16 protein-coding genes and 1 rRNA gene (1 of these 17 running past the window's edge) are annotated in these 12475 nt (G+C 43.0%); 13 read left to right on the top strand and 4 right to left on the bottom strand.

Annotated features, from left to right (window positions below; genetic code table 11):
- Positions 1–43: 43 nt before the first annotated feature.
- Positions 44–406 (top strand): 50S ribosomal protein L17, encoded by a 363-nt coding sequence (gene rplQ / locus AM500_RS00095; protein ID WP_043931542.1) that lies wholly within the window; start codon positions 44–46, stop codon positions 404–406.
- A gap of 5 nt (positions 407–411) precedes the next feature.
- Here rplQ and AM500_RS00090 read toward each other — a convergent pair whose 3' ends face one another.
- Positions 412–669, bottom strand: coding sequence for a hypothetical protein (locus AM500_RS00090; protein ID WP_156319716.1), 258 nt, complete (start codon positions 667–669; stop codon positions 412–414).
- A 140-nt stretch (positions 670–809) separates the two neighbouring features.
- Here AM500_RS00090 and AM500_RS00085 point away from each other — a divergent pair, with 140 nt between their 5' ends.
- The 6 genes from AM500_RS00085 (at position 810) to rpsI (ending at position 5183) form a co-directional block, all read left to right on the top strand.
- The gene (locus AM500_RS00085) at positions 810–1649 is read left to right on the top strand and encodes an energy-coupling factor ABC transporter ATP-binding protein (protein WP_053597432.1); all 840 of its coding nucleotides are present in this window, start codon (positions 810–812) and stop codon (positions 1647–1649) included.
- Complete coding sequence (locus tag AM500_RS00080) at positions 1625–2491, top strand: energy-coupling factor ABC transporter ATP-binding protein (protein ID WP_053597431.1); 867 nt, start codon at positions 1625–1627, stop codon at positions 2489–2491. Before AM500_RS00085 ends, AM500_RS00080 begins: the two co-directional genes overlap by 25 nt.
- Positions 2488–3285 (top strand): energy-coupling factor transporter transmembrane component T family protein, encoded by a 798-nt coding sequence (locus tag AM500_RS00075; RefSeq protein ID WP_053597430.1) that lies wholly within the window; start codon positions 2488–2490, stop codon positions 3283–3285. Before AM500_RS00080 ends, AM500_RS00075 begins: the two co-directional genes overlap by 4 nt.
- Before the next feature lie 12 nt (positions 3286–3297).
- A complete protein-coding gene (gene truA, locus AM500_RS00070) occupies positions 3298–4035 on the top strand; it encodes a tRNA pseudouridine(38-40) synthase TruA (protein ID WP_053597429.1) in 738 nt (245 codons plus the stop codon).
- 299 nt (positions 4036–4334) lie between these two features.
- Positions 4335–4772 carry a 50S ribosomal protein L13 gene (gene rplM / locus AM500_RS00065; protein ID WP_043931533.1) on the top strand — a complete coding sequence of 146 codons (438 nt, stop codon included), beginning with the start codon at positions 4335–4337 and terminating at the stop codon, positions 4770–4772.
- Between the two features lie 18 nt (positions 4773–4790).
- A complete protein-coding gene (rpsI, locus tag AM500_RS00060; protein ID WP_053597428.1) occupies positions 4791–5183 on the top strand; it encodes a 30S ribosomal protein S9 in 393 nt (130 codons plus the stop codon).
- A 275-nt stretch (positions 5184–5458) separates the two neighbouring features.
- On the opposite strand, the gene AM500_RS00055 is transcribed toward rpsI, so the two are convergent.
- Positions 5459–6721: an MFS transporter gene (locus AM500_RS00055; protein ID WP_053601575.1), complete on the bottom strand. Its 1263-nt coding sequence runs from the start codon at positions 6719–6721 to the stop codon at positions 5459–5461.
- 206 nt (positions 6722–6927) lie between these two features.
- Here AM500_RS00055 and AM500_RS00050 point away from each other — a divergent pair, with 206 nt between their 5' ends.
- The 3 genes from AM500_RS00050 (at position 6928) to AM500_RS00040 (ending at position 9526) form a co-directional block, all read left to right on the top strand.
- The gene (locus AM500_RS00050; protein WP_053597427.1) at positions 6928–7371 is read left to right on the top strand and encodes a DUF2521 family protein; all 444 of its coding nucleotides are present in this window, start codon (positions 6928–6930) and stop codon (positions 7369–7371) included.
- Positions 7372–7447: 76 nt separating this feature from the next.
- Positions 7448–8146, top strand: coding sequence for an N-acetylmuramoyl-L-alanine amidase CwlD (cwlD, locus tag AM500_RS00045; protein ID WP_231505589.1), 699 nt, complete (start codon positions 7448–7450; stop codon positions 8144–8146).
- 321 nt (positions 8147–8467) lie between these two features.
- Positions 8468–9526: an Mrp/NBP35 family ATP-binding protein gene (locus tag AM500_RS00040; protein WP_053597426.1), complete on the top strand. Its 1059-nt coding sequence runs from the start codon at positions 8468–8470 to the stop codon at positions 9524–9526.
- 49 nt (positions 9527–9575) lie between these two features.
- Here the strand turns inward: AM500_RS00040 and gerD are convergent, their stop codons facing one another.
- The gene (gerD, locus tag AM500_RS00035; RefSeq protein WP_197282649.1) at positions 9576–10160 is read right to left on the bottom strand and encodes a spore germination lipoprotein GerD; all 585 of its coding nucleotides are present in this window, start codon (positions 10158–10160) and stop codon (positions 9576–9578) included.
- Between the two features lie 139 nt (positions 10161–10299).
- Here gerD and AM500_RS00030 point away from each other — a divergent pair, with 139 nt between their 5' ends.
- Positions 10300–10977: a KinB-signaling pathway activation protein gene (locus AM500_RS00030; RefSeq protein WP_053597424.1), complete on the top strand. Its 678-nt coding sequence runs from the start codon at positions 10300–10302 to the stop codon at positions 10975–10977.
- 67 nt (positions 10978–11044) lie between these two features.
- On the opposite strand, the gene pdaB is transcribed toward AM500_RS00030, so the two are convergent.
- The gene (gene pdaB / locus AM500_RS00025; protein WP_053597423.1) at positions 11045–11797 is read right to left on the bottom strand and encodes a polysaccharide deacetylase family sporulation protein PdaB; all 753 of its coding nucleotides are present in this window, start codon (positions 11795–11797) and stop codon (positions 11045–11047) included.
- Positions 11798–11946: 149 nt separating this feature from the next.
- Here pdaB and AM500_RS00020 point away from each other — a divergent pair, with 149 nt between their 5' ends.
- Both AM500_RS00020 and AM500_RS00015 read left to right on the top strand, forming a co-directional pair.
- Positions 11947–12171 carry a hypothetical protein gene (locus AM500_RS00020; protein ID WP_043931521.1) on the top strand — a complete coding sequence of 75 codons (225 nt, stop codon included), beginning with the start codon at positions 11947–11949 and terminating at the stop codon, positions 12169–12171.
- A gap of 273 nt (positions 12172–12444) precedes the next feature.
- Positions 12445–12475, top strand: a 16S ribosomal RNA gene (locus AM500_RS00015); it runs 1520 nt beyond the window's last position.

The following is a 12475-nucleotide window of genomic DNA, read 5'->3' as shown; positions in this document are numbered from 1 at the left end:
CAACTATAGCTTTCACTGACTTCAACAAAGGAGGGAACCCTTCATGGCATACAGAAAATTAGGCCGCACAAGCGCCCAGCGTAAAGCGATGCTTCGTGACCTTACAACTGATCTTATTATCAATGAACGTATCCAGACAACTGAAACACGTGCGAAGGAATTGCGTTCTGTTGTAGAAAAAATGATTACTCTTGGCAAGCGCGGAGATTTGCATGCACGCCGCCAGGCTGCATCATACGTCCGTAACGAAGTTGCAGATGCTGAAAACAATACTGACGCTGTTCAGAAGTTGTTCGGTGATATTGCACCACGCTATGCAGAGCGCCAAGGTGGATATACACGTATAATGAAAATTGGACCTCGCCGCGGCGATGGCGCACCAATGGTTATTATCGAACTCGTTTAATAGACTCACACAGAGGGCAAGGGACCTGATTTCTTGCCCTCTTTTAACAAGAGAGATTCCATACCGGTCTGTTCTTGTAGTATAGTGGAAGCGCCTTCGGGGGCTTGCACAAAAGAATACGCTTTACCGCACAAGCCAAAAAGAGTGTTACGATGGGCTGGAATATCGTTTTGATAACCGGTCAGCTTGGATTTTTGCCCATAAAATCCGGAAGAAGGACTAGAGATTGATTCTTCTTTTCCTGTCCCGTCTAGCTCATGCACCCCTCCCATTTCTTTAAAGAAACCCTGTTTTTACAGCTGATGTACAAGTCTGTAGGGGGGCGGGGTGCAGGCTTTTTTTGCATTATAGGGGTTTGTGTTAGCAGAGAGAAGTTGTATAGGTGGAGAGGAGGATGATCAGCATGCCGGAATCAATAATAAGCCTTGAACAAGTTTCGTTCCAGTATCCATCAGCAGACGGGTATGCTGTGAGGGATGTAACCTTCAATATTTATAAAGGTGAATGGCTGGCAATTGTAGGCCATAATGGTTCAGGAAAGTCAACGCTGGCCAGGATGCTGAACGGTCTCCATTATCCTCAGGAAGGAATAGTCAAGGTGGATGGGCTAGCACTCAATGAAAATACTGTCTGGGAAGTCCGAAAGAAGATGGGGATGGTTTTTCAAAATCCTGATAATCAGTTTGTAGGAACCACGGTTAAGGATGATGTGGCTTTTGGTCTGGAAAATAATGGGGTCGTTCAAGAAGAAATGGCCGTAAGAGTACCTGAAGCGTTGGAAAAAGTAAAGATGGGCAATTTTCTCGATCAAGAGCCGCACCATCTATCAGGCGGGCAAAAGCAGCGTGTCGCAATAGCTGGCATTCTTGCTTTAAGGCCTTCTATCATCATCCTTGATGAAGCTACATCCATGCTAGACCCAAAAGGCAGGGAAGAGGTACTTGAAACAGTCAGGCTGCTTAAGGATGAAAAAACCTTAACGGTTATCTCAATTACCCATGATTTGGATGAGGCAGCCAAAGCGGACAGAATTATTGTCATGAATCATGGAGAAGTATACCGGGAGGGAGTTCCGGAAGATATTTTTGCACTAGATGATGAATTGATTTCCCTTGGCCTTGATATTCCTTTTTCGGTGAAAATGGGAAAAGAATTAAAAAGAAACGGGATTCACTTGGAGAAGAACTACTTGGCGGAAGAAGAGTTGGTGAGGGAACTATGGAAATATCACTTAGAAAAGTAGAGTATAAGTACCAGGCGGATACTCCTTTTGAAAGGTTGGCAATCCAGGATGTATCACTTGAGATACCTTCAGGAACATACCTTGCCATTATTGGCCATACAGGTTCCGGAAAATCCACAGTCTTGCAGCACTTAAACGGACTTCTCCAGCCAACATCCGGTATTGTTAAAATTGGCGACCGTACATTACAGGCAGGCACCAAGGAGAAGAACCTAAAGGAAGTTCGGCAAAAGGTTGGTATAGTTTTTCAATTCCCCGAACATCAACTCTTTGAGGAAACGGTTGAAAAGGATATTTGTTTTGGACCCATGAATTTTGGTGTATCTGAGGAAGATGCAAGAAAAAGGGCGAGAGCTGCACTTGAACAGGTAGGACTTGCAGAAGAAGTTTTACAAAAGTCGCCCTTTGAGTTATCTGGTGGACAGATGCGCCGTGTGGCAATAGCAGGAGTACTGGCTATGGATCCAGACGTACTAGTCCTGGATGAGCCAACTGCGGGTTTGGATCCGCGCGGCCGAAAAGAAATTATGGATATGTTTTACAACCTTCATAAATTGAGAGGTTTGTCTACCGTACTTGTAACACATAGTATGGAGGATGCAGCCCGCTATGCTGATCTGATTGCAATAATGCATCAAGGCAGGACAGTAAAGACCGGGACACCAGAAGAAATCTTTTCTCATCCTGCTGAACTGGTTGAACTTGGGCTTGATGTTCCCGAAGCAGTACGATTTCAGTTGAAGTGGGAGCGTCAGTTTGGTGTAAAGCTTGGGAAAACATATTTGACCATTGAGGATCTTGCTGAAGAAATTGCCCGTTTTGAAGGGGGTATACGTCCATGATGGAAAAAATGATTTTTGGACGTTACGTCCCAGTTGATTCAGCTATTCATAAAATGGATCCGCGCTCAAAGCTTATCTTGGTATTTTCGTTTGTAGTCATTGTCTTCCTCGCTAATAATGTCATTACCTATGGGTTACTGGCTGTTTATACTTTTTACTTGCTAAGCTTGTCAAGGATCCCGCTAAAATTCCTATATGAAGGATTAAAGCCGATCCTTTGGCTAGTAATATTTACACTCCTGCTGCACTTGTTCCTTACCCGGGAAGGAAACGTGGTCTTGGAACTTGGTTGGATCAAGATTTACAGCGGAGGGATTCGCCAGGGAATATTTATTTCCTTAAGATTCTTTTTCCTGATACTTGTTACATCCTTGCTTACCCTTACAACAACACCTATAGAAATTACGGACGGATTGGAAGTACTGTTAAATCCTCTTAAGAAAATAAAATTTCCGGTTCATGAGCTTGCCCTAATGATGTCCATATCCCTTCGTTTTATTCCAACACTGATGGAGGAAACAGATAAGATTATGAAAGCCCAAATTGCCCGTGGTGTAGAATTTGGCAGTGGTCCAATTAAGGATCGTATTAAAGCAATCATTCCCTTATTAATCCCTTTATTTGTAAGTTCGTTTAAACGGGCGGAAGATTTGGCAACTGCAATGGAAGCGCGGGGCTATCGAGGCGGAGAGGGCAGGACGAGGTTTAGGAAGCTGGAATGGAAAAAGACAGATACAATCCAAATCTTTTTATTGGTTGCATTGACAGTTGTCCTGGCAATGTTGCGTTCTTAATGGAGGAAAAGTATGCAGCGCTATAAATGCATTATTTCATATGATGGAACAGGTTTTGCCGGGTATCAGGTCCAGCCAGGTAAACGAACCGTCCAGGGTGAATTGGAAGCTGCCCTGACCAAACTTCATAAAGGTGAAAACGTGAAGGTCACAGCTTCTGGAAGAACAGATGCAGGTGTCCATGCTAAAGGCCAGGTCATTCATTTTGACTCGCCCCTATCCATACCTGAGAAGCGCTGGCCAGTGGCTCTCAATTCTTTGCTTGGCGGTGAGATAGTAGTGCTATCGGCTACTAAATCAGCTTCCGGCTTCCATGCGAGATTTGACGCAAAAGGGAAGGAATATCGTTATTTCCTACATCTCGGCGAACATAAAGACCCTTTTATTCGCAATTTAGCTTATCATTATCCCTATTCTTTGAATATTGACGCGATGAAAGAAGCGGCATTTCATTTATGCGGCACACACGATTACTCGAGTTTTTGTGCTTCTAATACAGATGTAAAGGATAAGGTCCGAACTGTATCCAGAATTACTTTTTCAAAAGAAGAGGATCGTCTTGTAATGGTATTTAGCGGAAATGGTTTTTTGTATAACATGGTAAGAATCCTGACTGGAACGCTTTTAGAGGTCGGTACAGGTACCAGGAAACCGGGTGATATGAAGGAACTGCTTGAAGCAAGAGACCGGACGCGAGCGGGGAGAACCGCTCCTTCTCACGGACTTTACTTGTGGAAGGTCCATTACTGAAGAGCATGGTATATGTATATTGGCACATAATCAATGCGCGTTTAAAATATTTTTACTGACAACTAAACCTGGTGTATAATATTTTCTTGACATATGAACCATAAGCGTTTATCATATCATATGTGTGTATTTTAATCCCACGATAAAGCCCCGGAAAGCCTCATCGTGATTAAGAATATATGAACTTGACACTTGATGCGCAAAACCGCTTCGGCACCGCTCCCGGAACAGAGCAGGCAGCCTCTTTAGCTGATATAAAGCGCGAAATATTTTTTTGATTTAAATTAGGAGGGAAACTCATGCGTACAACATTTATGGCGAATGCCAACAATATCGAGCGTAAATGGTACGTGGTTGATGCAGAAGGCAAGACTCTTGGACGCCTTGCTTCCGAAGTTGCAGCAATCCTACGTGGCAAAAACAAACCAACTTTTACACCGCATGTCGACACAGGCGACCATGTCATTATTCTAAATGCTTCTAAAGTAGCTCTTACAGGCAACAAACTGCATGACAAGATTTACTACCGCCACACCCAGCACCCAGGCGGCCTTAAGCAAAGAACAGCGCTTGAAATGCGCACTAACTACGCCGAGAAAATGCTAGAGCTTGCTGTTAAAGGCATGCTTCCAAAGAATTCTCTTGGCCGTCAAATGTTTAAAAAGCTGCATGTATATGCTGGCAGCGAGCATCCGCACCAAGCACAAAAACCAGAAGTTTACGAACTTCGCGGATAATAAAGGGAGGGTATTAACTTGGCACAAGTTCAATATATCGGCACAGGCCGTCGTAAAAGCTCTGTTGCCCGCGTACGCCTAGTACCTGGCAATGGCCAAATCACAGTCAACAACCGTGAAATCACTAGCTACATTCCATTCGAAGCACTTCGTGAAGTTGTTAAGCAGCCGCTAGTTGCGACTGAAACTCTTGGCAGCTACGATATTCTAGTAAACGTTAAAGGCGGCGGCTACACTGGCCAGGCTGGCGCAATCCGCCACGGCATCGCACGTGCATTGCTGCAAGCTGACCCAGAATTCCGTCCAACGCTGAAGCGTGCAGGTCTTCTGACTCGTGACGCTCGTATGAAAGAACGTAAGAAATACGGTCTTAAAGGCGCTCGTCGTGCACCTCAGTTCTCAAAGCGTTAATTTTGCTTATCAAAGACTCTCAACCAATTTGGTTGGGGGTCTTTTTGTGTGCAAGGTACTGTCACTCCACTTTTTTATTCTTCACGCAATTGTTTCACAGGCTAGTAATCATCCTCAATTCTCCAAAAGTCATTTAAATACTGGATTAAATAAGAATGCCATTAAGGAATGCCCAGATGCCCATACTTCTTTAATCAAGGTCTCTAGCCGATTGGCTGGGGGCCTTGATCTTTTTTTACATAAAAACCAGCCCTGTCGCCAAGGCTGGACAAAAATTACCTGGTTGCCTGAATCTTGGTTTTTGGCAGGAGGGCACTTAAAACCCCTGCCCCAATCAGCAGGACGACAGCGAATAAGAATGACAGGCTGTAGCTGCCGGATTGGTCGAACAGGAGACCCGGGATAAAGGAACCAAGTGCGGAACCGAGTTGGTGGCTCATGAACAGCCAGCCGGTTAAAAGCCCTAGAGATTGTCCTTTAAAGTACTCGGACATCAGTTTAACTGTAGGAGGGACAGTCGCGAAATCAACGAGCCCGAATGAAACTGAAAAAATCAGCAGCAGGGTAGGATTTTCAACAAAGATTACCATCAGGCTTACCTGGCTAGAGAACACAAACAGGAAGAGGACGGTTAATGCTCTCGTAAAATATAGGAAGGCAAGGATTTTTCGATTGTCAATTTTATCGGCGAGAACTCCGGCCAGGAGAGTGCCCAGGATATTGAATCCCGCCAGCAGGCTGACTGCGGTACTTGTGACAACCGGAGAGAATCCGCAGTACTGGGCAAACGGGATTAGATGGGTATCCATCAAACCGGTTGTCGTTACTCCACAAACAAAGAATGGAATCAGCAAAAACCAGAATTTCCGGCCTGGACGGGAATCGTTCCCTTTAACACCCGAAGAGGAAATAGACGTTTCTTCCGGCGGAGCAGCACCGCCCAGTGGCTCGTACCCCGCTTCCGCAGGATCGGATTTTAGCAGCAAGGCCAGTACCGGGCAGACAACAATCAGTAGGAACAATCCAAGTATGAGAACAGTATTTTGCCAGCCGTAAATTTCAATTAGGAATATCGAACTTGTAACGATGACCATCTGGCCTGCACCAAAGCCGGCCTCGACCAGACCAAGTGCCAGGCCGCGCTTTGCTGTGAACCATTTAGTGACCGCCACAGTTGCGGTGACACCGGATGCTCCGCCAAAACCCGCTGAAGAGATAATCCCGTACAAGATGAACAGCTGCCAGACGGATGTTGCAAAAAAGGTCAGAAGTGTACCGATGCCCACGATTGCAGTACTAATAACAAACACGAACCTGACCCCGAATTGATCAATCATTTTACCGGCAAGCGGCTGGGCAAGGGCAAAAACAATAAAGCTTAAAAACGACACGGCAGAAATCGTTCCCCGTGTTGCCGAAAAAAACGTTTCCCATGATTCCATGAAGGCACCAAACGAAAAACGAACTCCCTGGCTCGCAAGTACTCCAAAAAATGAAACACCTAAAATAACCCAGGCGTAATGGAACTTTCTTTTCATACCAAACCCTTCTTTTCTGTTTAAATAGGCGGAATATAACGGTTGTAACAATGGGCTCCGCCTGTTAATTTTCTTTATATTCAGATAGTATACCAGATTTAGCCTCTGCAATTGCTAATTGGTTGCAAATCTGGAAAACGAATCACTGCTAGAGGCTGTATTCTCTTTTTAAACCTGATAAAGACTAGGATTAAGAGGTGAATGTATTGAATGTGATTACAACCTTTACTGAAAAAAGACGTCAAAAACAGATGAAATATGAACGTTCTGTCTTACGTGAAGTGAATATAGAGGAATTGAAAAGAAAAGTTCAGGAATTTTTCGGATCGACCAGGCTCACTGCCGGACTATTCAAAAACCCCGGAATTCTAGAGGCTTGTTATGATGTAGCACTGGAATCGTATTTGCTGGGGGCAAATTTATCAAAATTCGCCCATAGTGGTGAAGCGATTGAATCGACACTTAAACGATGTGAACCAGAGGAAACTCACTTAATTGATACTCTTTATAATTTCCTGTTATATTGGGGTGCTGGTGAGGAAGGGTTCTACTCTGAGGCTCTTTACTTCCAGTGTGAGCAATATGTAAGATCGTGGTGGATGGCAGGATATGAAAAAGGCCGCCGCCGTTATAAGCTTCGCCTCCACTAATCGTCTTATTCGGTTCTAAACGCCCTGACCTGCCCATATAGTGATATAGAAAAGGACAGGCAGGGGGATGGATGGAGTGTGGAAACGAAGACTGAAACGGACTGCCTTTGCGGTCGGGCTGGTCGTGCTGTTTTTTATAATCCAGTTTGATTTTAATGAAAATAAAACATGGACAACCTGGAGCATGCCTTTATCAGGAAAGGTGATTCTCATTGACCCGGGCCATGGTGGTGTTGATGGTGGTGCGGGAGACCGTCCGATGCAGGAAAAGGATATCGCCCTTAGCATATCTCTAAAGCTTCGTGATTTCCTGCAGCAACAAGGGGCAATTGTCCTAATGACACGTGAAACAGATCGGGATCTCGCACCGACTGATATGAAAGGCTATAGCCGCAGAAAAGCAGCAGACCTAAAAGAAAGAATAAAAATTATCAATAACTCTGATGCCGACCTGGTTATTAGCATTCATTTAAATGCAATTCCATCCTCCAGATGGAGTGGCGCACAGACATTCTATAATTCAAAACTGAAAGAAAATGCAAAAGCAGCGAAGCTAATTCAGAAGGAACTTAGAGTTAACCTTGAAAATACTACAAGAAAAGCCAAACCACTAAATGACCTATTCATCCTCAAACATTCTGAAAAACCGGGAGTGCTTGTTGAGGCTGGCTTTCTCTCCAATCCAACAGAAAAAATGAACCTCGAACGCGATTCGTATCAAGAGATGGTAGCAGCCTCCATATACAAAGGGATTATCCGTTATTATACAAAATAACAGTAAACTGGGAGACAATCGTCTCCCTATTTTATTTTTGTAGAAGTTATTGATATCGCTACTGTCGACAGTTCTTTATATCGTGGCTAGGTAATAGGACATTATTGTTTTTAAAGAAGTTGATTGAGACGCCTCATGACTGGAAAAATGCGCATTTCTTTTTAAGGGAAATTTAAAGAGCTTTTCATTGTGAAGTTTAATCAAAATAATAGTGGAAATCTGTGAGGGTGTGTCGTAGTTAACAGCCCGGACAGTTTGATATGATATAATATAGAAACCGAATGTAGTTTATCCAATCCTAACAAGGCAGGTGCTTTTTTAATGATTACTGAGGTTAGCGTAAGGGAAATAGTTAGCGAATTACAAGAGCCATTTTTACATAAATCGCTCGGTGAATTAAATGCAATTGATGAAATAAAAGTAAAAGAAGAAAAGGGCCATGTCAGTGTAAAGATTTCAATTGCCAAAACCGGGACGGCCGAACAGTTGCAGCTTCAGACGCAAATCGTTAACGCTTTAAAAGGGGCAGGAGCAGCTTCGGTAGGGATCAGATTCGGTCAGCTTTCGGATGAGGTGCTAGCTGCACACCGTCCAGAGCAGGCTCAAAGCGGGCAAAATCTACTGGCACCTGGAAGCAAAACCACCTTTATTGCAATTGCAAGCGGAAAGGGCGGAGTAGGCAAATCGACTGTTTCGGTTAATCTTGCTGTATCCCTTGCCAGACTCGGCAAGAAAGTTGGGCTAGTAGATGCGGATATTTATGGATTTAGCGTGCCTGATATGATGGGTATATCAGAGCGGCCTGCAGTAAAAAACGAAAAAATTCTTCCTGTTGAGCGGTTCGGTGTCAAAGTCATTTCGATGGGATTCTTTGTGGAGGACAACTCGCCAATTATTTGGCGCGGTCCAATGCTAGGGAAAATGCTGAACAGTTTCTTTGATGAGGTAAGCTGGGGAGATCTGGATTATTTATTGCTGGACTTGCCGCCAGGAACTGGGGACGTTGCGCTTGATGTCCATTCCATGCTTCCTTCCTGCAAAGAAATCATTGTAACAACTCCGCATCCGACAGCTGCCTTCGTTGCGGCACGTGCGGGCGCAATGGCATTAAAAACGGATCATGAAATTCTCGGAGTTATTGAGAATATGGCTTATTTTGAAAGCAAATTGACTAACGAAAAGGAATATATTTTTGGACGCGGAGGCGGTGAAAGACTTGCCGAGGCACTAAACACAGAAGTAATCGGGCAGCTTCCACTCGGACAGCCTGACTGGAATGAAGAGGACTTTGCACCTTCGGTTTACCAGGAAGATCATCCAATTGGTGAGGTGTATTTAAAGATTGCAGATAAGGTAATCAATCTTCTAGAAACAAAATAATGCTAAAAGCCTCTTCCGCCTTGGAAGAGGCTTTTAGTTAGGTGCCTCTTTAAGAACCCTCGCCGCTTTTTGCGTTTTTTTCTGATTTTGTTGCTTCTTCTGCTGCCTGTAATAAAAGTTTTTGCATTTCAGCTTTAAATAAAGGGCTTTGCATTGACTCAGCAATGACGCTTTGGAGATGGAGTCTGAAATCCTTGCTTTTAAGGGCATCAGCCATTTCCTTTTGCATCTCGGGCTCCTTTAAAATTTCAATCATCATCGCCCGGTATTCGGGGTCTTTCATTAAATCCTTAAGGAGCTTTTCATTTTCGGTTTTCATACCCTTTGCCATGCTGGCGGCTATCTTTGGATTCTCAAGTGATTTTTTGTAAAAGTCCGTACCTTCCTTGGATGTTAACGTCTTTTGAATAGTCTCACTTACAACAGCCTGGTCCATAATCATTTCTTGTTTTATTTTTTCGTCCGTAACAATTTCCTGAATAGCTTTTTTTCCCTCTTCAGTATGAAGGATATCTACTAGCATCTTCTTTGTTTCTTCGTAATCCAGCTTACTTTGTGCCTGGTTCCCTCCACCTGTACAGGCAGATAAAATCAGGATTGCTCCTGATACTAGCAATACAAGCCTCTTTTTCATTATGATTGCCCCCCTTCACCAAATTCAGTTACTTTTAGCATGAAGAAAAATCCTCATATTTATTCGTTGTAGGAAAGCATGGTTTTTTAGTCCGCCTATGGTAAAATTGAAATGCATTATACATATTGGGGGAAATGCTGTGACTAGCCGTAATTGGGTTAAATTATTTTTCAACACATTGGTACTTGGGGCGCTTGTGACTATTATTGTTGGGTTTATTGTTCGCTGGAATGAGTTTGCGCCTCTGTTTGCAGATTTTAATATACTTGAAATATTGTCAGTTATGCTTTGGCTTATCGGTGTTGGGATGATATTTAGTCTGCTAAGCCAGGCCGGATTTTTTGCCTATTTAACCGTCCATCGTTTCGGGCTTGGAATCTTCAGGTCAGCCAAGCTCTGGAATGCTGTGCAGGTAATCTTGCTGGCATTTGTTTTATTTGACCTTATTTATTTAAGGTACGATGCGTTTGCTAAGGAAGGGGAAAGCATACTGCGCTATGTTTTGCCTGCCCTAGTTATTCTTGCAGTAGGACTAATAGTGGCCTTCCTAAAAATGAAACAAACGAATAAGGAAGCCTTTATTCCTGCTTTATTCTTTATTGTTGTTGCAACAATTCTTGAATGGGTCCCGGTTCTTCGAGTTAACGAGGAAAGCTGGTTTTTCTTAATGTTGTTTCCTTTGCTTGCCTGTAACGCATACCAGCTTCTAGTCCTTCACAAGCTTAATCAAAAATCTCAGGAAGAGCGGAAAAGGTTTCAAGAAAGAAAGGCGGCAACCGCACAATCCTTAAAAACTAAAAAGCAAAAAGGCAACTAACTTGTTAAGAGGAAATGAAAAAGCCATCCTAGTGTAGCTTGGATGGCTTTTTAGTGTTTATCGGCAATCACCGAACTTCCTCCGATTTTGCGTCTCCGTTGGCTATCATCTCTGATACCGAAACAAAGTTAAGCCCTTTATCCTTTAACCCTTTAATAATTTGCGGTAGAGCTTTTCCAGTTTGTTTTGCTGAGTCAGAGGCATGCAAAAGGATAATATCTCCTGGTCCTGCTTTACTTACATTCGTGATTATCTTTTTTACACCGGGGTTGGTCCAATCCTTTGAGTCAACACTCCAATGAACAACCGTGTAGCCAAATCGTTCAGCTATTCTCAAAGTTCTTTGGTCAAAGTGGCCTGTTGGTGCGCGGATTAGGTCTATTTCCTTAATATTTAGTTTGCCAAAGGCAGTTTGGGCTTTTGCGAGGTCTTTCCGAATTTGAGTATCTTCAAGGTCGGTATAATCCTCATAAGAGTAACCAAGGATACCTACTTCATACCCCTTTTTGACAATCCGGTTTACCAGGTCCGGATGCCGTTCTGCCCATGAACCGGAAAGGAAGAAAGTGGCTGCCTTTACATTTTCTTTTTCCAACACATCAAGAATCGGTGCTGCTTTTTCATCCCCCCAGCCAATATTAAAGGTAATGGCAATATCCTTTTCGCCCTTGTAGACCGCTTTAGGACCATCCTTTGTTGAAAAGACTGGTACTTGCACTAAATTATCCATAAATAAGATCCAGGCAGCAAAAAAAGCAGAGACAATGATAAGAATAACTTGTTTCAAACGCTTACCATTAAGTACAACAAATATGTTCATTATTTTCCCTCCTCGTCTCCTAGTCCAAGGAACTCCCTGTCCTATACCTATGCCTATAGGCAGACAAGTATGAATTTCCAAAAGAAATACATACAATAGAATAATTTGGTAATGATAACTTCAAATTAAATAGCAGAGGTGGTAAATGGATGATTGGAATGTTGATTAATGCGAAAGAAGTGAAAGAAATAGAGTACCTTATAAAAAGGGAAATGGAAGAAATCTTATTTGATCTTGAAGATGAGAGAATAGATTCAATAGCAAAAAGAGCGATGGAAGAACGATATAAAATTTTATTTTCCCTGTTCAAAAGAGTGGCACCACCCATTGATTGCCTGAAGTATATGAGGAAGAGGAAGCTTAAGCGAGGTTAAAGCACAATGTGGAAAAAAATAAAATTAAAAAACTGTTGATTTTAGATGTAAGCCTTGGTATACTAAAAAACGTTGCTGAGAGAGCGAGGCAACTTTCACGAAAAAAAGTTTTGACATCAACATGGTAGTGTGGTATATTAAGAAGGTCGCTGTAAAGTGGCGGAACTTAATTTTTGTTCCTTGAAAACTAAACAAACAAGCGTCAACAAACAATAATATTTTGATGGCTTCGGCCATCAGCCAACGTAACTTTATGAGCTAATCACTCACTCTTTATTGGAGAGTTTGATCCTGGCTCAGGACG

It is taken from the genome of Bacillus sp. FJAT-18017 (assembly GCF_001278805.1).
Lineage (GTDB): Bacteria > Bacillota > Bacilli > Bacillales > Cytobacillaceae > Bacillus_D.
This window is presented reverse-complemented; position numbering and strand designations above follow the sequence as displayed.